Here is an 18,926-nt window from a genome sequence, read left to right as displayed (position 1 = left end):
TTTATAAATCTAATTCTGTCTGACCCTTAGTTTGTTTTCCTACTCCCATACAAGCCATACCAGGTAATGCATGTTGAAACGACAATATCGGATTAACTGCGGACGGTAAACCCATTAATACACACCACCCATCACCAAGATTGTAGTGAACGCATTCCAAACATGAACCATCGCCTCCCGGCTCAGTCCACACTTCAATTAAATCATTCCTACCGGAGGATCTAAACTCTTCCAAACATTTATTCCAGCGGGATTTTCTTTCTTCTTTACTGTAATCGTTGACTGTTTTACCTAATATCTGTTCAAATGAACTGTAAAATTTAATCTCGGCGAATGATATTGGGTATTTTTGCCTATGCTGATCAATAATTTCTTTCATTACTCCGCATTTTCAATTTTACCAACACGCTTATAATCATCAGCAAAAACAACAGGAATCATTTTCTCACTTATTTCGCCTGAAGAAATTGCTTGCACAAATTCCAAAGCAACTTTTTTATCTTCAATCTTCTTGTCAGCAATTTGACATAATGCTTTGCTTCTTTTAAGTTCTAATTCTAACTGGTCAGAAGATAAATCTTCGTTCATTAGTCTCTCCATCATGTCATCAAGATGGTCATTAAATGTTAATTTACTCATGAGTTTTCTTTTTTATAATTCTTTTTAATTTTGATACTTTTCGCATTTGAAGTTTTAAATCTTCTGGATATTTTCCGTAGGAATTCCACCTATTCCGCCTTGCGTGATCTTCTTTTGATATAAGCATTAAGTTTTCCGGATTGCAGTTTAGCTGATCATTATCTTTGTGGATTACATTTGTTCTGTCGGGAATTTCACCGATAAAAACAATGTAATTGAATGTTCTGAGGTGTCGGTAACCGATAGAAGTCTTGATGAATTTCAAGCCTTTCCAGATTACAATTGAGCCTAAGGGACGTGCGCCTCTCGTCTCCCACATCTTTCTGTTTGATTCTTTATACAAACCCTTTTCAGTCCAATCTTCACGAATAGCTTTTAGCATTTCTGGTGTTCTTTTCAGATTTAGATATCTGCGTTTTTTCTCAATATGTTTTTTAGACCAACCCTTTTCCTTGGGATATTTTTTATTGAATAATTCTGCAATTTCAGTATCACCAATTTTATGGTAATTTCTTTTGAGGAAAAGGATTTGCTCCGGGATCCAATACTCTAATTTCATTTTGTACAATCCCAATTCGTATAGTTTTGTTCTGACAGTCGTTAATTTCAAGCCTAGATCTTCAGCTAATTGAACGTTTGTTTTCTTATTGAAATTCTCTCGAATGAATAATATCATTTCCTCCGTCCATTCCGTTTTATTCCATGCTGTTCTTGACATTTCTCAATTAATAGTTTTAAATCGTTTTCAATATCTTGGTAATTTAATACCGTGTACCGTAGTACCTTCCAACCTAAGCACTGGCAGAGATTGTATTTCGTGCAGTCTTTTGAATATCCCTTAATTGTCGTATGTCCGCTTTTTTCGGAAATAATTCCTTCAAACTCAATTCCGCATTTTAATACTGGAATCACCCAATCAAACCGAAACTTCCTGACCTCATCGAACTGAAACTCTTCCCGAAATTCTAATCCTGATTTTTTCAGAACCGAGATGATGTGAAGTTTATACGGTCCGATTTCTTTCGGGATCTCAACTTTATTTTTCGGCTCCGGAGGAATGAATACATTTTTTATCTTTCCTTGTTTCTCCAATTTTTCGAGAAGTGATTTACTCCAGGTCATTGTGCAGCTTGTCTATTTTTAATTAATTTATTTGCAGTAGCTTCGCATATCTTCCGGGCCATGGTAACTTCCACCGCATTTCCGATGAATTTTTTCTGGTCCGCCTGTGTGCCTATCAACACATAATCTTTAGGGAATCCCATTATTTCCTTGAGTTCTTGAATTTTCAGCATCCTCATTTTTATATCCATTAATCCGTAATGCGCCATGAACTCTTTAATTTTCTTCATCATTGGTGAATCATCTTCGTAGATCTCATAAACTATCACATTCCCGTCCGTTACAATGAAAGGTAGTAATTCCTTCAAGCCTGAAATTTCAACCAGGTAAGGCGTGGTTTTATCCATTCTCGCAATTAGAGTAAAACATGGCTGCTCAATACTGTTTCCGACTCTGCTATACTGTGCGTCCATCAGGTAATGCCATTTTCTGTTAGCGGTAATTGTCGGTGCAGGTTCTTGAATATCACTTCCGATATTTTTGAAATTTGTATTCATAATCCATTCTGCGTGAACCTTCGCATATTTCGGATTCACTGTTACCGCACCTAAAACCGTATCAACCGATGAAGGTTTACTATTCCCGAACTGCTGATCAATAAATGATGTTTGAACCAGGCTAAAACGATCACCAGTTGTTACCGTTGGAGACGGAGAATCAACACTCGAAGTAAAACCATTTCCGTAGTAAGCCTGCAGAAATTTAGGCTGAATCAATGCATGGGAGTCTTTTGTTCTCAATGTTGCAGCAGGAGACTGAATTGATGAAACCATTTGATCTGGATTACCAGAATAGTACTTTGAAAGAAAATTACATTCAACTTTTGCAAACCTGTTATTTGTAGTTACGGCATTACAAGCTTCATCTACACTCTTAACACGGTGTTCAGGATTACCTGAATTGTATTGAGCTAAGAAATTAGCACTGACAACTCCCAATCTTCCCTGGCACGAAACAGTTGGGCAAGGATCATCCACACTTGGCGGTATATGAACTCTTGTCTTACCATTTACGGAATTGTATTTGAGTAACCATTTTTCTTTCCCACCAGCAACAAATTTTATCAGTCCGTGATAGATTCTTTCCAACGTCGCCTCTACAAGTGGTTTTTTCCGTGTGAAAATACTCTCACCTTCATCATCAAAGTCCAAAACTTCTTTCACTGGTCGCCATTTTTCAAGGCTTTCGAACAGTCCGGTCGACGGGTTTTTTGCGTGTGTCGCTTCAGGCCATACAATTGCAAATTCTGGCTTATTAAATTGGGCGAAAAATCTTTTACGACTCGTTAAAGCTCCAAAATCAGCACTGTTTAAAATTCTATGGTCAAAATTATATCCGAAGGCTTTTATGTGATCAACCCATTTTTTATACAAGCGGCCTTTATCCTTGCTTATCGGTTTGCCTTTTTCGTCAATGTCACCCCAACTCATGAACTCCTCAACGTTCTCAATCTGCACTGAATCAGGATTAAGTGCAATGATGTAACGGTCCAGGTGTTCGGCAAGGGTTCGACTGTCAGCATCCCGGGCCAGTCCACCTTTCGCCTTGCTGAAGTTGGTACATTCGAGTGATGCCCAAAGAACTAATTTAGCAAAAGGATATTCTTTCTTCATTTTTCTGGCATAATCTACCAACGGAGAAAGTTGCAAGGTCCGAATATCCTCGGTGAAGTGAAGGGATTCTGGATGATTTTCAGCGTGCGAGGCGATAGCGTTTGCATCATGGTTCACGCAGGCGATAACCTTAGCACACTTTTCTCCCTGAAATTTTGCTGATTCTACTCCGGTGGAGGTTCCGCCAGCACCGCAGAATAAATCGACGTAAAGAAGCGTTATCGCTAAGGCTCCGAGTTTAATATACTTATTGTTCATACTTGTTTCTTTTTAACTTTTCGTTTTTTTAACCTGATCGGCTTAACGATCTTTTTCACGTATTTTTCCTTTATGATATTTCTCGGAAGTCTTTCTCTAATCTTTTGATAAGGTTCCTGGATATAGATTTCCCGTGATTTTTGATAAAGGATTTTGAAAGAAGCTAGTGATTCAGCTTGATCGAGTTTTGCTTTAGAATCTAAATCCATCATCTTCATCGTTTAATTGTTCTGGAATATCGAATGCTTGCTGAGGAGTCGAAAACGGCAGGGGATTTTCATAGCCTCCGAAGTCGGTACCGATATCAAAGAATTTCGAAATATCACCTCTAAAACTCAACCTTGATTCGAATATGCTTCCATTTCTGAACTTCGCACACATAAACTCCGCTTCATTCTTCGTGCTCGTTTCTTCTCCATCGGGATCATTATCCCAAGTATCAATTTTGTAATATTCAGGACGGAAAAGAAATCCTACAACATCAGCATCTTGTTCTATAGCCCCCGAATCTCTTAAGTCTGAAAGCTGAGGTCTTTTTCCTGGTCTTTTTTCGACTTCTCTCGAAAGCTGTGATAAAACAATCACCGGCACCTGTAGCTCTAAAGCAAGAAGCTTTAATTTTCTTGAGATAACCGATACTACCGAATTGTCACTTTTCCCTTTGCTGTCTGAAATTTCAATCAACTGCAGGTAGTCAATCACAATCATTTTCACACCTTTTTCCTTCTTCAACAGTCTCGCTTTAGCAAGTATCTGATTGAGGTTATTTGTATTTTCAACGATGTGGAAAGGAAGATTATCGAAAACGGGCGTTTCGTATAGCTTTTGCATTTCCAAATCTGATAAATTCATATCACGGAAAGCGTTTCCACCGATTTCTGTCTCATTGCTTACCATTTTCGTGTGCAACTGGCCCGCACTCATTTCCAAAGAGAAGAAAGCAACCGGATGTCCTTTTTTTGCTGCATGGAAAACATCATCGAGAACGAAAGTTGTTTTTCCCATTGCAGGTCTTCCAGCTATCACAATCATATCTCCATCCCTCCAACCTCTCAATTTGTTTTCAACCGATTTGTGTTTACTCGGTATTCCCGGAATAATTTTTAATTTCTGCTGCTCGATTAATTCCTGGTGTAATTGCAATGAGGTCTTATCTTCTTTCTGCTGAGCGATAACCTCCTCAATTTCATTCATTCTCCCAATATGGGCATCAATTTCCTCGAAGATATCCGTTGATTCCTGATAAAGCGAATCGATGGCATAAGCACAACTTGCAATCATTTTTCGGGCGAGATACTTCTGCAAAACCATCATCAGGTGATAATCCAAGTGAGCCGCAGAACTCACTCCCATCGTAAGCTCAATCACGTAGTGGTCACCTCCTGCAATGCTTAGTTTCTCAGTTCTTTTCAACTCCTGAATCACAGTCATGATATCCACCGGATAATCTTTCGACTGCAGGTCCATCATGGCTTTGAAAATTGTTTGATGTTTCGGGTCGTAGAAAACCTCATCTTTTCCACCGAATCGTTTTTTAATTTTCTCAATCGCTGACTTATCGATTAGAGCGGTCCCAATTACCAACCTTTCAAAATCAATTGCGTTTGGCGGCATTTTACCGTCGGAAATCGCCATTTCATGCAAAAAGTCTTTTCCTGATTTCGTATTTTTTTTAAGTTCTGGTTGCATAGTTTTTTTTGTTGTTTAACCATTTTTTCAATCTCGATCGTGTGTCCCAAGCCTTCATGCTCTGAAATAACATTTCTCCGGTCGGTGTTGGCTCTCGGTAATGATCAAAGAATTCCTGAAGAGTTTCTTTCGAAATTTGTTGTCCGTTACTTACGGTTTGAACGTCCTTGAAAAAATCCTCTTTGGTCCATTTCGTAAATCCCGTGAAAGGTAGTTTAGGATTTTTAGCAAGCCAGAATTCAAAGTTTTTTGAGAGATCACCTTCACTTAGCCAATTATCATCACTCCATGAAACTTTCTTTTCAACGAATTCATCGATTTTTAAATTCATCTGATCGTCAGAAAAGTTGTGAGCCATTTTCAAGCGATCCATCTGGATGGGTTTTTGAGTTTTAAGGAAGTTTTTGAAATCAGAAATTTTCTGCAAGTCCGGATCGGTTTCTTCTACTACGTCTTTTGATTCTTTTTCTAAAAGAATATCATTATCATACTCATTATCATATTCATTATCACGTTCGTTTTGCTTCGAAATTGAAGCATTTGCTTCGTTTGGTTTCTCTTGCTTCGACGCTCTTGATTTTCCGCTAGTTACACCGCCTTTCTTTCCTGCTTCTGATCTTTTTTTGCAAACCTCTTCATATTTCTTCAAGTCTTTTTTTAGAACATTTTTCAATTTTTGAGCTGCGAATTGGAGTAATCTATCCTCATTTTCGAACTCTGGGTTTTCATCGTTAACGTATTGAAGCAAATGCTTAATTAGCTTCCCTGCTTCAGCATCTGTTAAAAATTCGAAGTCTTGCTTCCATTCCGCATAAAAGACAAAAGTGTTCTTGTTTTCAGCCATTATTTTAAATTTATTACTGACTTATTATTTCAATTCTAGCTTATCTCCGACTTCTTTAAGTTCCTTATTTCCTACCGGAAGATCAAAGTATTTGTAATCGAATCGGTTGCCTAAATTCGCTTCAAAAACGATCTTCTGTACTTTTCCTAAACCCGTAAAATGAACCTTCTGAATTCCCTTGTATTTGTAAGGCGAAACATTGATAATTACTTCCTGGTCTATTTCTAAATCTTTAACTTTCATAGATTTTCATTGTTTTTAAATGAGTTTCTATTAAAAACTCTTTGGTGAAAATATTTGCGTGCGCTTTCTCATGGCAGGTTCTACACAGTGCGATAAGATTATCAATTTTATCTTGCTGATCTTTTGTTTTGCTGCCGAACTCTGAACGTCTTACGATGTGATGAATCTCGGTTGCCTGACAATGATTTCACAGTGATAGAACCCGGAATCAGAAGGGAAATACTCGGTGTATACTTTCGTATGCTTTTCCATTTTAAGACTCCTTATCGTAGTAAATCATGTAGAATTTACCTTTATCATCTTGACCTTGTGATATCATTTTTCGATCACCGTGAACGTAGATGTGGAAATTCTTATCTAACTTGATAATGGATTTGAAATGACGTTGAGATTTTTTAACTGCAGCATTTGATATTGGAAATGTTTCTGAAACATTGATTTGATATTCTTGCTCGTAATCAGTTTTGAAATTATTAAAGCTTTCGATTACGTGCTCATCTTTAAGAACTTCGGCCGCAAAATCATCTAATTTGAATTCTTCTTTTTCCTTGAAGAAATTAAGAGTGTTGTTTAAGAAATCAGCCTGATCAACTTTTGACACTTCAAATTCCTGAGGGAGTTGTTTTGTAATGTAATCTTTGTAGATCGATAGTGATTCCTGAGTATGGAAGTAATCATCCTCCCTCTGTCTTACTTTCAGGAAATCTTCAAACCAGTAATACATATCACCGTTTTTGTTATTATCAACTACTGAAAGAACATATCCGGTTTCTTTGTCTTTATTGTAGATTAAAGCAGCTTTGTCGATTTTTGCTAAACTGATTCCCTGGTCTTTTTCAAGATCCATAGTTTCATTGTGTGGGAATATTTTTAAGAAAGATTCTCTTTTCTCAGTTTTGAAAATTCCGATTTTATCAACTTCATTTTCGTTCTCAGCTTGGAAGAATACGATGAACAATTCGCCACCTTGAACTCTTGGATTTTCAGCAGCATCATAAAGATGTCTTCCAATATTTTTAGTCTGATCTATGAAACTTGCTTGATACTCGAATATTTCTCTTAAAGAATTGTAAACGTAGTTGTGCTGCAAATATGAATCACTATAAAACTGATAAGTTTCTTCGCTTTTGAAAGCGCTTAAAAAGTAGTTTTGAAGCAGTTCTGACATATTCTCATCCAACTGCAATTCTTCGTTAGAAAACGATGCTCCTTCACCGTTAATTTTATTTCCTATTCTGTGTGCTATGATTTTCATTTTGTAATTGTTTTATAAATAAATTCGACTCTCGTGTTGTTCGATTTTGTTTTTGATTTCTTCCAAGTGGATAAGATCTTTAGGTTCCGGAAGGTAGAGTCCTAAAGTCTGAGCTGAGTAGTTTCTGAATCTCTCAGTAGCAAGCGAAAATTCTTCTGTATTTAAATTTTCTGAACTTCTCCACTCTTCTCTTTCTTCTCCGGTAATTCGGTTGATATGTGTTGTTTTGAAGATATCCGGATTGACTTTCTTTTTGAAGTGCTCAAGCTTGATTTCTGCCAGCGTGTCGCCGTATTCCAAAGCGTAGTGACTAAGAATTAAATGCAGATAATTGTTCTGGCTGTAGGTTCTGTTTTTCTTCTTTTCCAAGACCTCAATCTTTGCATTTTTCTCAAAGAGATATTTAATTCTCCTGATAGCTCTCTGTTTCATGGTTGGGTTGGATAAGTCGAAAATCATAGTCTTTATTTTAGAAGTTCTGGATTTTCATGGATATTTCCGATTACTTCACACACAACCCACACAAGATCTCTCTCATCAAGTCTAGATTCTGGTTTTAATATATACTCTTTCAAATCAACTGAAACAAATCCAGCATCTCCCGAATCCCATAGAATGACATATTTTTTACCATTAAAATTTCGAAGAATATCTCCTTCATAAATCTCATTTCCTTCCATGTCTTTGATTCCAGTATATTGCATCAAAGATTGATAGTTTAAAGTATCTAACTTGATTGTCTTTTCTTCTGTAGTTTTGATATTCCAAAAACTTGCATTAATGAAATTGAAGTATTGATCAGGATAAATCATATCCTCTGTATCCCAAATTCTAAATTTTATTTGTCTCATATCTAAAAAGGTGTTTTGTTTATATTAATTATCATTCCTCCGTTCGCTGTGTGAACTTCTTTTCCTGTGATTCCTGAGACTTTCTTAGCGAAATTTATTTCGTGTGAGTTGCTGTCAGATAAGTGAATCAAAACGATGTTATTTACCTGTGAAAGATCATTTGCGAGTAGAAAATCCATACATGTCTCAATACTCATGTGAGAGTTGTAAACCCTATCTCTTAAAAACTTTTTATCTCCTAACTTTTCATTGATGATATCAGCATCGTAATTAGCTTCGATAATAATGTTGTTCAATCCTTTGAAGGTGTAAGGACAATAAACAGTATCAGTAAGAAAAAGCACCGTTCCGCAATCTTTGTGATTGATTAAGAATCCGCAAGGTTCAGCAACGTCATGAATTGTAGGAAAGGAAATCAAATTGAAGTTTCCTACTTTGAATTGTCCTTTCTGTGGAATCACTTTCATTCTGGCACTGTTTGCGGTTTTGGCTGCTGAATTCTGAAAAGTTCCGGAAGTTGCATAAACATTGATTCCTGCTTTAATTACTTCGAGAATACTCTGTGCATGGTCGCCGTGCTCGTGCGTGATTAAACAAGCCGTGATTTTATTCACTTTGAAATCGACTGCTTTTTTAATTTCCATGATATTTACTCCACATTCGATGAGTAAAGCTTCCTCCTCATTTTCGAGGAGGTATGCATTACCCTTACTCCCGCTCCCAATTACCTTCAGCTTCATTAGAAAGATGGTCCTTCAGTTACTGGTTCATTAACTACTTCTGCAGATACTTCTTCATAATCAACATCAGAAATATTTTCAAAACCTATTTCCTCCTTATTTGCATTTTGAGCAATTTTTTCAGCAACTTCATTCGGAACTTTATCATTTTCATTGGTGATAATCTGCATTAGGTAATCATCAATTTTCTGAGAATCAATATTGATAGAATTCCAACAGTGACGTTTTAGAGTTTTCATGAACATTTCCTCTTCCCAACCTTCAACTTTGATTTTCTTACCAGTTTTTTTACCGTTCTGATATTCATCTTTCTCACCTCCCCAAAATTCAGCAGAAGCATACTCTGGAATTCTTTTCTCAATCTGCTCTCTGTTAAGAACTACAAGCTTGTTTTTCTCTTTGTTCTCATACATCATGTAATAAAAACCACCCTGCAGTTCACCTCGGTTAAAATCGTCTACGATTTCAAAATCATAGCTTTCAATTTTATTATTGATATTCTTTTTGAATGATTTGAACTTATCAGTAGAATATTTCAACTCAAAAAGAACGTCATCTGGAGCATCGAAACCATATTTTTTTGCTTTCAACTCAAGACCATTAAATCCTTCAATGAAAGTAATATCATATTTATTTGTTTTGCTGTTTTTGTAAGGAATTGGATTTATGTGATTCTTTTGAAGAGGATCTAAGCCAATCATTGAATAAGCAACGACATCTCTAGATAATTTATTAAGATTTACATTTTCCCATGAAAATGACAGAGTATCTCTGTACTGTTCAGATTTTGATAATCTTTTGACCTCGCTTTCTTTCAGAACACTATCAAGCTTTATGAAATAGTTATTAATCAACTTTTTCTGAAAACTAGTGAGTTCCAATGGTTCACTTCCAGGATTATGAAATTCAGTTAAAACTTTTTGAGTAAATTTTTCTGATGGCGTTAATGTTTTCTTATCATTTACCAAAGGTGTATTTTCCTGTGTGTTTGCTAATTGTGTGTTGTTTTCTGACATTTTATTATAGTTTTAAAGATTATGCTATTCTTAATTTTTTATCTTCCGGTGATACGAAAAGATTGATGATTTGTGAAGGACTGTCTATAAGCTTTACAACTGATTCTCTGTTGTCAATGATGATCGGTGCAGAAACATTGTAGAACTCGCATAAAGAATTTATGATATCAATTCCTGCATTGATTTTAGAAGCGGTGTTTGCATCAGAAAAAGGCACCCCATTGATTAAAGCATCACAACATTCTTCAACACCTCCGTTGATCTGAGTTTTAAACAATCTGAATTTTACAAATGAGAATTTTTCATTGATTCGATCTTCGATGGTGTCGATTTTCAACTTGATGAAGTTTTCGATAACAAACTGAGTTTTCTCGACATTAGCAATACTTTGAGCAAGCATAGATTCTTCTTTCTGAAGCTCTGCAATACGGTCGTCCGCAGCCTTGATTTGATCGTTTACTTTTAGAGAATCTCTTAAAATCTGGATTTCTGAATTGATGGAAACTTTTTTGTTTCTTAATTCGTTGTTTTCTGTCTGATCCGGAAGATTGAATTCCTTAGCTTCTAAAGCTGCAATCTGAGATTTAAGACCAGATAATTCTGTATTTTCAGCCGTATATCTCTCGATCAACTGCTCAGCGGTAATATTGCTCTTATCTTCATCTTTTGCTGCTTCCAACTGGTTTCTTAGACCTCCGATAGATGACTTTAAATTGTCGATGTATTTCGATCCTTCAGAAATTCTGATATCAAGTTCCTGGATTTCTTTTTCAGCAGCTGTTTTTTTATCAGATATAGCTTTACCTTCTGCGTTGATTTCGTCTAAAACTTTCTTTTTATTAGAGTTGAAGTTTGAAAGAAGCTGATTTTTATTTTCCGCTACCTTTTCCGCATCAAGCGGTCTTTTGCAGCATGGACAAATAGCATTATTTTCGTCAAAAACAAACGTTTTAGAGTTTTCAGTTTGCCACTGTTCTCTTTTTTCAAGGATGGAATTTTCATAAGAAGAAATTGAATTTTGAAGATTTGTTTTTTCGCTCTCAAGTCTTTTTACCTTGGACTCTGCAGGAACCAATTCTCCGTTTGTTTTTTCATCGATCAATCTCTGAACCTGTAAAGCTTTTGATCCTTGAGAAACAACCTCGTTTTTCGCTCTTTCAGCGATTTCAAAAACGATTAGATTTACTTTTCTTGAAAGCTTGAAAATCTCATCCTGATTAGCATTTCTTTTATTGATGACCTCATCAAAAGCTTTTGACTTATCCAGAAGCTGATCATCAATTTTTTGAATCTCAGTCTCTTTTAATTTAATTTCAGCATTGATTTTCTCAGCGTTTACCGCTTCTGGCTTACTTCTTTCAACTTCATCGATTCTCGTAGGAATCATTTTGATATCATCCTTCGCTTTTTTGATGGTTGCAGCGATTTGCTTTTTATATTCATCTAAAGATTTACTAGTCAACTGAGCAACTAAAGCGATATATTCTTCATTTCCTGCAGCTAGATCAGCATCTGAAACCTCACCTGCAATTTTCACTAAAACATCTCTTCTATCCTGCCATTTCAAAGAATTAAACGCAGATGGTGATGTGATAAGTTTAAAAACTTTTTCATCGATGATTTCGCCTACTTTCTCATTATATTGCTTCTGAGACATCGGAACATCATTCCAGTAGTAAAGTGTTTCATTACCTGAAAATTCTGATTCTAAAGCTCCTTTAGTTTTTACCCACTTTTCACGGAAAACTCTTTTTAATCTTACCGGTTCTGAGTTTACAAGAAAATCGCCTTCCACTTCGTGATCTATTTTCGGAATGACGTTGTTATCAGAATCTAATGTTTTCAATTCGAAATCCTTTCTGTCGGTGCTGTCTTTACCGAAAAGAAGCCAGAGAATACTGTCGAAGATCGTTGTTTTCCCGGTTCCGTTATCACCGAAAATATTCGTATTATTATCGAAATCGATATTCAAATTTCTGATTCCCTTAAAGTTTAACAGGGATAATCTTTTTAATTGTACTTTGTTCATCTTTATAGTTTTAAAAATTGTTTTTGTTTTTCTAGGTCTTTAATTTCCTTGATAAATTCGTTGATTGCAGAGAATTCTGCGGGCGTTAAACTGTCGTAGCCAAGACGTTTTCCATTGCAATACCATACGCCTCCGATATTTTCAATCCTGATGTTCATGGCCGTACTTTATAAAGTTTGAAAATTCCTTGTGATAAATTCTGAAGAAACCGGCTACCAGGTAGACACACGCAGGAAAGAAGAATACGGTGATATCATTGTTATCGGCACATATTAAAACATATATTGTGTTAATGGCCAGGATGAAGTTAAATAGTGCTTTCATATTAATTTTTCTACTATGATTTTACCTGATTCTTGACTGCTATTAAAAGCATGAATTACATCGTGTATCTTGTAGATACTGTCTTTTATTTTGATGGATTGCCCAATTCCCGGTGGAGATACATAACACGATGATGCTACGAATATTCCACCTGGTAAATAATAATGAAACTCAGATTCCAGTCTTACTGCGATATCTGAAACCGCATCATCTATAATATTCTCAATCTCCTCAGCTATCTGATCCTTATCTCTCAGCTCGAATAAATACTCGATTCTTTGTTTAGTTGTTCTCATTTTATAGTTTGTTTTAATTTATTTTGGTGCTTTGTTCCATCCGCGGCGCTGGGCGGCCTGATGAAGTAAGAGCTGGGCACTTGGAGAGAGCTCTTGCGCGGCATCCACTCCGCTATTCTCTTGTGCTATTAATTGTTCCAGTTGTTCAATACGTTCCCAGACTTCGGCATTCGCTTTTTTTTGATTGTCTTCTACTCTGCTTTGCTTCATTCTGAGGGCGTGAACTGCTTTCTCCAGTGACCTGCTCATGATATTTTATTTTCTGATGGGAATTTCCTGTGATATTCTTTCTCGATTTCCTGATAGTTGGTTGATTTAAGCTTGTATGCATTAAAAAGGATACTATCGGCGGTCTCTTTGTCTGTGGCTTCCTGCATGCAGAAGAGGAATGAATCAAAGACAAATTGCTTCTCAAAAACTCCCATTCCCTTGAATGGATCTGATTTTTTTAGGTTGGGCTTCATACGCAGTCTAAAAGCATTTGGTTAACCGTTTTCTTGCACTGCTTTGCGCTTTTAATTTTAGCATCGGCATTCTTACTCGCAATCGACATAAGTCTTTTTAAGGCGAGAAGATTCTTTTCAGTCACGGGATTAGTTCTATAAACTATATCTCTCAGAGTTGATGAACTACAGCTATTCTCCTCTGCTGCCACATCGGCAATATCTTCTTTAGTTGTAAACTCACGTAAGTAAGTTGACAATTGAGATGAAATAGGCTGGCTAATTTTTAGCATTGTTATATTATTTGTATTTTCGCACTATTATTGCAATTCTTTACCGTAATTGCTTTACAAAAGTAAACATTGTTTATTTACAAAACAACACTTAAATAAACATTGTTTATATATTTACTATAACTTACTGGTATTCAGAATGAAAATTTTCAATAATCATGAATAAAAAAACCATCCAAGAGTTTATTTACTTTAAGAAAAGCACTGGAGAGATTAAAAATCAAGAAGATTTTGGACGTAAAATCGGCTATAGTAGTAAATCAGCATTTTCTCAGGCTATAGGAAAATATCCTTTGCCTGAAGAGTTGATTCTTAAGATAAACACTGTTTATCCCGAATTTAAAGATTGGGAAAACAAAAATTTTGTAAAGAAGGAGGGATCTTTCAATGATCAGTATAATTTCAGCAATTTATCAGTAGATGATAAATTAAATTTCTTGAGTAAACAAAACAGTGATCTCTTTGAAGAAAATGAAAACTTGAAGGATATGATCGAAGATTTGAGTTTAAAGCTAGAAATATCGTTAGCTCCAATATTAAGACATTTTAAACTTCAAAAAGATAAAATGGAAAATATAGGACAAAAAAATAGCTCAATTAATTGAAACTTAATTGAGCTATTTTTATACCTAATCGGAATTTTTCAAGATTTACCTCGAAAGAAATTGATTCACACAGAATCGTTTTTTGTTCTTCATTTAGAGTGGCTGATCGAACTTGCCTCAGAAGAGTATAATTGTTTTCTAAGTATTCTTCATACTCTATCAAACCTTTATCAAAGAAATCCTCATTACGATAATGAAGCTGCCTAATTAAAGTCCTTTGTTCTTTATTAATTCGCTTCATCTTTAATTTTATTTAATTTTGAAAGTCTTTTGATGGTATTATACTGCATTTCATCTTGTAACTTAAGATCTTTTATATGTTCTATAAGTCTGTATATTATATAGAATCCTGGAACTAACATAAATAAAAATCCAAGTCTATGATACCAATCCGGATTTATTTCAAAGCCATATCTCATTAATTCATACATTACAAGTGAATATGTTGCTGCATATATAGGAAAGAAATAACTTAACTTATATGCCTGCATAACACCACCGATGCTAACTAAAATAATAGAAGCATATATACTTTCTATCCAAATATCAGATCTTAGAGGTACTCCTCTTGCATCCAGCATTTTATTAAAAGCAGGGTAAATCCAAGTGATTATATTATCAATAAAAGGAATAAAGCCCGAAATTATTACTAATATCGAGCCCATTATTTTTATATACGTATATCTATATTTACCTCCTAGGCGGTAAAGGAACGTCTTTTGGGTCTCCTCCCTCATTTGGGTCTGTTGGTGTTGTGGGGTCTAATGGTCCATTGGATTTGGTCGGTTGCATTATAATAGTATCTCCTCCCTTGGCAGTACCTCCCTGGTTATTTTCTTTTTTTAATGGTTTAAGATCAATTTCCTTTTTGCCTTGAGGTTTTACAATCTCATCTTCTGCTCTGTCTGTTGAACAAGAATAAACACTTAATGCGCATATTGCGCTGATAAATAATACTTTTACTTTCATCGAATTTAATTTTTTAATTCCTGGTAAAAGTAATTATTTTCTCAAAGCGGTATTAAATCTTTTTTTGCTAATATATAATTATTTCAACAATTAATGAATTGCTTTTTAAATTATTTTTAATATTCAGTATTTATACGGATAACCGTAATATTAAAAATTTATGTATTATTACATTTGCGATTACAAATATAAAAATAAAAAATAATTAACGTATATAATACGTTGGTAAAATTAATAATCTATGAATCATGTATTCCCTTTAATCATTTTTTTAATTTTAGGTTTAATAATAGGAGGTGTAATAACATATTATGTTGTTAGGGCTGCTACAAAAGATGCTTTAAAGCAGACTGAGTATTATTTGGAAATATTAGCTAAAAAGGCAATTGATCAAAACTCTAAAAAATAACCATGAAAAATATTTTAATCCTATTTGCAATACTCCTTACTAATTTTTCATACTGCCAAATCTACGATTCTTATACAGCAAGTAACGGAGTTAAATACAATCTTAAAGACACAATAACCTTAAATATAGGTTCTGGTCCAGGAGGTGAATTTTTATATTTTCAAATCGGTGGTTGGGCAAAAGGTTTTGCTTTAGCTTCGGATGCAAATCAATATAGTAAGTTTGGCAGATCAAATTCTAACCCTACCAAAACATTTGCAGGAAAGAATGTGCGATTAAAAAAAATCTTAAAAGACAAGGATGGTCGAATTACTTTCGTAGTTACGGCTAAAATGGGAAGTAATTACGATCTTAAAATTGAAGAAGCTATCCAAACCTGCGAGATCAAAGATTGCAAGAAATCTGAAAACACCGCTGCACAATATCAACCAGATAAATACGATAAACTTAAGAAACTCAAAGAGCTTAGAGATAACAATACAATTTCTGAAGAAGAGTTCCAAAAGGAAAAAGAGAAGGTGTTATCTGGGGTATAAGATTTTTATAAGAACAAAATGTTAAATTCTTGTTAATTTTAATAAATTGCGTGTATTTATTTGCACGCTAATTTTATTTATTATATATTTGAAGTATCAAAATAACAAAACAGTTTAACAATTAAAATTTAACAAAATGAAAACTAAAATCAACAAATCAATCGTTTTTAAATCGGCATGGAAAATGGTTAAAGATTTTTACATGAATCTTTCTGATGCTCTGAAAAAAGCATGGAAATATGCCAAAGACAACATTAAACTAATCAAACTTAATATTGTGAGAGAAACTGAAAAAGCCGTAGCTATCGAAGTTTATACTTCAAACGGATATACTTCGACAAGTCACAAGTATTATGGACAAAAAAACTTAATGTGGTTTCCAAAGTCGGTTTTAGTAAATGGATGTGCGCCATCATGGATGGTTAACAAAAAAATGGAAGAATTTAATAAATAATAAATACTATCAACTATGAGAAAATTTGCAAAAAACTACAACCCTATATTTGGTAATCCTAGAAAAAACGAAGCTGCTTTCACATCTATTGCCAATTTTGAAGAAATATTGGATAGAATAGACGATTTGATCGGTAAGGAAATTCATTATTACAATAGTAATAATGAAAAATATTCAACATTTGTAGTAAATGCTTTTGATAAAAATTCTATCGAAATTATTATATACACTCTGAATAAATCCGGAAATACAGTGTCTAGAAAATATGACATAAAAACAAATTAAAAAAAAGCCCTCAGACGAGGGCTTATTATCAAAATAACTTTAGTGTTTAACGACTAAAATCAATGCAAATATATGAAAGAATTAATATTGCCAAAATTTTTATTGGCTGAAGAACCAACAAAGCCAATTGATAGGGAAGTTTACATTTACTCTCCGCACTATCTATCATTAGTTTTAATCATTCCTGAAGATGATATTACGCTGTTTTTAAACGAAGAAAAGAGAACAAAACCAAGAAAAACTTTTACGTATCAAGATGAGAGTTTTGAATTGGTAGTTTTGCAGAATAATGTTGGTTTAGCAGGCGGAAATCTTTCTCCCGAAATAACAGAAGATGAATTTTTAAATCAAGCCTGGATGTTCTGGGAAGATTACCTTATTTGGGAAGATAGCAACAGTGATGAATCAGAAATATCACAATTAAATTAAGATGACAAATCACGAAAAATCAATCTTCATAATTTCTGAACTTGGAATTGCACCTAAAAAAATAGCAGAAATTATTAAACCTGGCCTTTCTGCTGTTTATTCAAAATTAAAAGGTGAAAATAGAAATGCTTTTACAGTAGAAGATTTCACATTATTAAAAGAATATGTTTTAAAAAAAGCTCAGGAAATAGATAAACTCTAGTTCGATAATCAAAACCTCTTTCTGCGAGGTTTTTTCTTTTTTAGGTCTTCCAACGTATTATAAACTTCCTTTTATTATATTTGTAAACAGATTACGATATTTAAACTTATGGAAGAAGAGAAAAAAGTAAACACCGGAAGATACAGCGCAAAAACGAAACGACAGATCCAGGCAGAGAATATAGCTGAAGATTATCCTCATGTGAAAAGATTCTTTACTGCAATTTTCGATATAATCGCCCATGAAAAAGAAAAGGACTACACTAACTTTTGCAAATCAAATAGTATCGACGGCAGGAATCTCCAGAAAGTTATCACCGAACCTCATCGTAATCTTAAGGTAGAATACTTTGGTATTTTAGTGGAGAAATACGGATATTCTGCCGAGTGGCTTTTAACCGGAAAAGGGAAAATGAAGTAATGATCATATCTGCGGCGTTCACAACCGTGTATGAAAAAGTGTAAAGAGTATCAAAAAACGAGTATTTTAAGGTTTAGACAAAGCTATAATTAATTGATTTAATGCACATTAGTATTTTTGAAAAATTTAATAATTGGTCTCAAACACCAGTTCTTAGGAGTACCGGTTCGATCCCGGTCCTGGGTACAAAAACGGAAAGAAGTGATCATTCATTTTCTTTCCGTTTTTTATTTACTAAACATTTAGATCAATCGTTATAAAAACGGATCATGCACAAAATTTGGGGACTAAGCAAAAAGTTTTGATAATCTGAATAGGAAAAACGATTTGTCTTTTACTCCTCGAAGCTGCAATCTGAAGTTTTTTATTTTTGCATTGAACGATTCTGCTGAAGCATTGGTACTTCTTTGGTCAAAGTAATTCAGAATATCGCTGTAATGATTCATTATTGTTTTCACCAGTACTGAAAAAGCTTCGAATCCTGACTCTTCTACTTCTTTAAACCAATGAGCCAATTTGAGCATTGCCACAGATTTTCGAATATTTTGATTGTAAATTTTCCTGAGCCCGTCTGATAAATTGTAGGCTTTCGCTAAATCCGGATATTGCGAAAACAGAATTTGAGCTCGCTGTCTTTGAGATAACGTCCATTTTTCTCCGGTTTTATAAAGTAAGTAACGACTTCTTGCCAAAAGCTGCTTTCGGGTATCTCCGTTTTCGAATATTTCGATTTCAGGCTTTAGTTTTTTGTCCTTTGCTTCAGTAAAAAGGGTGTTTTCATGCTCAATGACTTCCCATCGATATCGGATTCTGATGTTCTGCAAGGCTTCGGTGGCGAGCTTCTGAACATGAAAACGGTCAACAACCTGAACGGCATTTGGGAAACATCTTTTGGCGATGAGTTTCATGGATCCTGCCATATCAAGGGTCACTTCCTTCACTTTCATTCTCTGATTTCTATT

32 protein-coding genes are annotated in these 18,926 nt (G+C 34.7%); 8 read left to right on the top strand and 24 right to left on the bottom strand.

Features of this window, described 5'->3' with window-relative positions; all coding sequences use genetic code 11:
* Nucleotide 1: 1 nt before the first annotated feature.
* The 21 genes from MKJ01_RS05505 to MKJ01_RS05410 form a co-directional block, all read right to left on the bottom strand.
* Nucleotides 2-379, bottom strand: coding sequence for a hypothetical protein (locus tag MKJ01_RS05505; protein WP_241612419.1), 378 nt, complete (start codon nucleotides 377-379; stop codon nucleotides 2-4).
* The gene (locus MKJ01_RS05500) at nucleotides 379-639 is read right to left on the bottom strand and encodes a hypothetical protein (protein WP_241612417.1); all 261 of its coding nucleotides are present in this window, start codon (nucleotides 637-639) and stop codon (nucleotides 379-381) included. The genes MKJ01_RS05505 and MKJ01_RS05500 overlap by 1 nt, the downstream gene beginning before the upstream one ends.
* Nucleotides 632-1,357: an HNH endonuclease signature motif containing protein gene (locus tag MKJ01_RS05495; protein ID WP_241612415.1), complete on the bottom strand. Its 726-nt coding sequence runs from the start codon at nucleotides 1,355-1,357 to the stop codon at nucleotides 632-634. Before MKJ01_RS05495 ends, MKJ01_RS05500 begins: the two co-directional genes overlap by 8 nt.
* Nucleotides 1,312-1,761: a hypothetical protein gene (locus tag MKJ01_RS05490; protein ID WP_241612411.1), complete on the bottom strand. Its 450-nt coding sequence runs from the start codon at nucleotides 1,759-1,761 to the stop codon at nucleotides 1,312-1,314. The genes MKJ01_RS05495 and MKJ01_RS05490 overlap by 46 nt, the downstream gene beginning before the upstream one ends.
* Nucleotides 1,758-3,632 carry a DNA cytosine methyltransferase gene (locus MKJ01_RS05485; protein WP_241612410.1) on the bottom strand — a complete coding sequence of 625 codons (1,875 nt, stop codon included), beginning with the start codon at nucleotides 3,630-3,632 and terminating at the stop codon, nucleotides 1,758-1,760. The genes MKJ01_RS05490 and MKJ01_RS05485 overlap by 4 nt, the downstream gene beginning before the upstream one ends.
* A 192-nt stretch (nucleotides 3,633-3,824) precedes the next feature.
* Complete coding sequence (locus tag MKJ01_RS05480) at nucleotides 3,825-5,321, bottom strand: replicative DNA helicase (RefSeq protein WP_241612408.1); 1,497 nt, start codon at nucleotides 5,319-5,321, stop codon at nucleotides 3,825-3,827.
* Nucleotides 5,305-6,165 carry a DUF6291 domain-containing protein gene (locus tag MKJ01_RS05475; RefSeq protein ID WP_241612406.1) on the bottom strand — a complete coding sequence of 287 codons (861 nt, stop codon included), beginning with the start codon at nucleotides 6,163-6,165 and terminating at the stop codon, nucleotides 5,305-5,307. The genes MKJ01_RS05480 and MKJ01_RS05475 overlap by 17 nt, the downstream gene beginning before the upstream one ends.
* Nucleotides 6,166-6,189: 24 nt before the next feature.
* The gene (locus tag MKJ01_RS05470) at nucleotides 6,190-6,408 is read right to left on the bottom strand and encodes a hypothetical protein (protein WP_241612404.1); all 219 of its coding nucleotides are present in this window, start codon (nucleotides 6,406-6,408) and stop codon (nucleotides 6,190-6,192) included.
* Nucleotides 6,398-6,565 (bottom strand): HNH endonuclease, encoded by a 168-nt coding sequence (locus MKJ01_RS18925; protein ID WP_368366337.1) that lies wholly within the window; start codon nucleotides 6,563-6,565, stop codon nucleotides 6,398-6,400. The genes MKJ01_RS05470 and MKJ01_RS18925 overlap by 11 nt, the downstream gene beginning before the upstream one ends.
* Nucleotides 6,566-6,661: 96 nt before the next feature.
* Nucleotides 6,662-7,663: a nucleoid-associated protein gene (locus MKJ01_RS05465; protein ID WP_241612401.1), complete on the bottom strand. Its 1,002-nt coding sequence runs from the start codon at nucleotides 7,661-7,663 to the stop codon at nucleotides 6,662-6,664.
* A 12-nt stretch (nucleotides 7,664-7,675) separates the two neighbouring features.
* Entirely contained in the window at nucleotides 7,676-8,122 is a 447-nt protein-coding gene (locus MKJ01_RS05460) for a hypothetical protein (protein WP_241612399.1), read from the bottom strand.
* 5 nt (nucleotides 8,123-8,127) lie between these two features.
* A complete protein-coding gene (locus MKJ01_RS05455) occupies nucleotides 8,128-8,514 on the bottom strand; it encodes a YopX family protein (protein WP_241612397.1) in 387 nt (128 codons plus the stop codon).
* Between the two features lie 2 nt (nucleotides 8,515-8,516).
* Nucleotides 8,517-9,254, bottom strand: a complete 738-nt coding sequence (locus MKJ01_RS05450; protein WP_241612394.1) for an MBL fold metallo-hydrolase — start codon at nucleotides 9,252-9,254, stop codon at nucleotides 8,517-8,519.
* Nucleotides 9,254-10,270 carry a recombinase RecT gene (locus tag MKJ01_RS05445; RefSeq protein ID WP_241632527.1) on the bottom strand — a complete coding sequence of 339 codons (1,017 nt, stop codon included), beginning with the start codon at nucleotides 10,268-10,270 and terminating at the stop codon, nucleotides 9,254-9,256. Before MKJ01_RS05445 ends, MKJ01_RS05450 begins: the two co-directional genes overlap by 1 nt.
* Nucleotides 10,271-10,289: 19 nt before the next feature.
* The gene (locus MKJ01_RS05440) at nucleotides 10,290-12,299 is read right to left on the bottom strand and encodes an ATP-binding protein (RefSeq protein ID WP_241612390.1); all 2,010 of its coding nucleotides are present in this window, start codon (nucleotides 12,297-12,299) and stop codon (nucleotides 10,290-10,292) included.
* A gap of 2 nt (nucleotides 12,300-12,301) precedes the next feature.
* The gene (locus MKJ01_RS05435) at nucleotides 12,302-12,457 is read right to left on the bottom strand and encodes a hypothetical protein (protein WP_241612388.1); all 156 of its coding nucleotides are present in this window, start codon (nucleotides 12,455-12,457) and stop codon (nucleotides 12,302-12,304) included.
* Nucleotides 12,441-12,623, bottom strand: coding sequence for a hypothetical protein (locus tag MKJ01_RS05430; protein ID WP_241612385.1), 183 nt, complete (start codon nucleotides 12,621-12,623; stop codon nucleotides 12,441-12,443). The genes MKJ01_RS05435 and MKJ01_RS05430 overlap by 17 nt, the downstream gene beginning before the upstream one ends.
* Nucleotides 12,620-12,919 (bottom strand): hypothetical protein, encoded by a 300-nt coding sequence (locus MKJ01_RS05425; protein ID WP_241612383.1) that lies wholly within the window; start codon nucleotides 12,917-12,919, stop codon nucleotides 12,620-12,622. Before MKJ01_RS05425 ends, MKJ01_RS05430 begins: the two co-directional genes overlap by 4 nt.
* A gap of 18 nt (nucleotides 12,920-12,937) precedes the next feature.
* The gene (locus MKJ01_RS05420; protein WP_241612380.1) at nucleotides 12,938-13,168 is read right to left on the bottom strand and encodes a hypothetical protein; all 231 of its coding nucleotides are present in this window, start codon (nucleotides 13,166-13,168) and stop codon (nucleotides 12,938-12,940) included.
* Nucleotides 13,165-13,383 carry a hypothetical protein gene (locus tag MKJ01_RS05415; RefSeq protein WP_241612379.1) on the bottom strand — a complete coding sequence of 73 codons (219 nt, stop codon included), beginning with the start codon at nucleotides 13,381-13,383 and terminating at the stop codon, nucleotides 13,165-13,167. The genes MKJ01_RS05420 and MKJ01_RS05415 overlap by 4 nt, the downstream gene beginning before the upstream one ends.
* A complete protein-coding gene (locus MKJ01_RS05410) occupies nucleotides 13,380-13,655 on the bottom strand; it encodes a hypothetical protein (protein ID WP_241612377.1) in 276 nt (91 codons plus the stop codon). The genes MKJ01_RS05415 and MKJ01_RS05410 overlap by 4 nt, the downstream gene beginning before the upstream one ends.
* Before the next feature lie 158 nt (nucleotides 13,656-13,813).
* Here MKJ01_RS05410 and MKJ01_RS05405 point away from each other — a divergent pair, with 158 nt between their 5' ends.
* Complete coding sequence (locus MKJ01_RS05405) at nucleotides 13,814-14,260, top strand: hypothetical protein (RefSeq protein WP_241612375.1); 447 nt, start codon at nucleotides 13,814-13,816, stop codon at nucleotides 14,258-14,260.
* Between the two features lie 227 nt (nucleotides 14,261-14,487).
* Here the strand turns inward: MKJ01_RS05405 and MKJ01_RS05400 are convergent, their stop codons facing one another.
* Both MKJ01_RS05400 and MKJ01_RS05395 read right to left on the bottom strand, forming a co-directional pair.
* Entirely contained in the window at nucleotides 14,488-14,925 is a 438-nt protein-coding gene (locus tag MKJ01_RS05400) for a hypothetical protein (RefSeq protein ID WP_241612373.1), read from the bottom strand.
* A 25-nt stretch (nucleotides 14,926-14,950) separates the two neighbouring features.
* Entirely contained in the window at nucleotides 14,951-15,229 is a 279-nt protein-coding gene (locus tag MKJ01_RS05395) for a hypothetical protein (RefSeq protein WP_241612370.1), read from the bottom strand.
* A 241-nt stretch (nucleotides 15,230-15,470) separates the two neighbouring features.
* Between MKJ01_RS05395 and MKJ01_RS05390 the strand changes: the two genes are divergently transcribed.
* The 7 genes from MKJ01_RS05390 to MKJ01_RS05360 all read left to right on the top strand — a co-directional run bounded on the left by MKJ01_RS05390 (nucleotide 15,471) and on the right by MKJ01_RS05360 (nucleotide 17,964).
* Nucleotides 15,471-15,638, top strand: a complete 168-nt coding sequence (locus tag MKJ01_RS05390; protein ID WP_241612367.1) for a hypothetical protein — start codon at nucleotides 15,471-15,473, stop codon at nucleotides 15,636-15,638.
* 2 nt (nucleotides 15,639-15,640) lie between these two features.
* Entirely contained in the window at nucleotides 15,641-16,174 is a 534-nt protein-coding gene (locus tag MKJ01_RS05385; protein ID WP_241612365.1) for an SHOCT domain-containing protein, read from the top strand.
* A 136-nt stretch (nucleotides 16,175-16,310) separates the two neighbouring features.
* Nucleotides 16,311-16,628, top strand: coding sequence for a hypothetical protein (locus MKJ01_RS05380; RefSeq protein WP_241612364.1), 318 nt, complete (start codon nucleotides 16,311-16,313; stop codon nucleotides 16,626-16,628).
* A 15-nt stretch (nucleotides 16,629-16,643) separates the two neighbouring features.
* A complete protein-coding gene (locus MKJ01_RS05375) occupies nucleotides 16,644-16,913 on the top strand; it encodes a hypothetical protein (protein WP_241612362.1) in 270 nt (89 codons plus the stop codon).
* A 72-nt stretch (nucleotides 16,914-16,985) separates the two neighbouring features.
* On the top strand, nucleotides 16,986-17,342 hold the full coding sequence (locus MKJ01_RS05370; protein WP_241612360.1) for a hypothetical protein: 357 nt from the start codon (nucleotides 16,986-16,988) through the stop codon (nucleotides 17,340-17,342).
* A gap of 1 nt (nucleotide 17,343) precedes the next feature.
* On the top strand, nucleotides 17,344-17,544 hold the full coding sequence (locus MKJ01_RS05365; RefSeq protein WP_241612358.1) for a hypothetical protein: 201 nt from the start codon (nucleotides 17,344-17,346) through the stop codon (nucleotides 17,542-17,544).
* A gap of 108 nt (nucleotides 17,545-17,652) precedes the next feature.
* The gene (locus MKJ01_RS05360; protein ID WP_241612356.1) at nucleotides 17,653-17,964 is read left to right on the top strand and encodes a hypothetical protein; all 312 of its coding nucleotides are present in this window, start codon (nucleotides 17,653-17,655) and stop codon (nucleotides 17,962-17,964) included.
* 287 nt (nucleotides 17,965-18,251) lie between these two features.
* On the opposite strand, the gene MKJ01_RS05355 is transcribed toward MKJ01_RS05360, so the two are convergent.
* On the bottom strand, nucleotides 18,252-18,926 hold a 675-nt coding region (locus MKJ01_RS05355), incomplete at its 5' end, for a transposase (RefSeq protein WP_241632524.1).

Origin of the sequence: Chryseobacterium sp. SSA4.19 (assembly GCF_022601875.1) — a bacterium.
Taxonomy (GTDB): Bacteria; Bacteroidota; Bacteroidia; order Flavobacteriales; family Weeksellaceae; genus Chryseobacterium.
The sequence above is the reverse complement of the archived record's forward strand: the minus strand, read 5'-3'. Positions and strand labels throughout refer to the sequence as shown.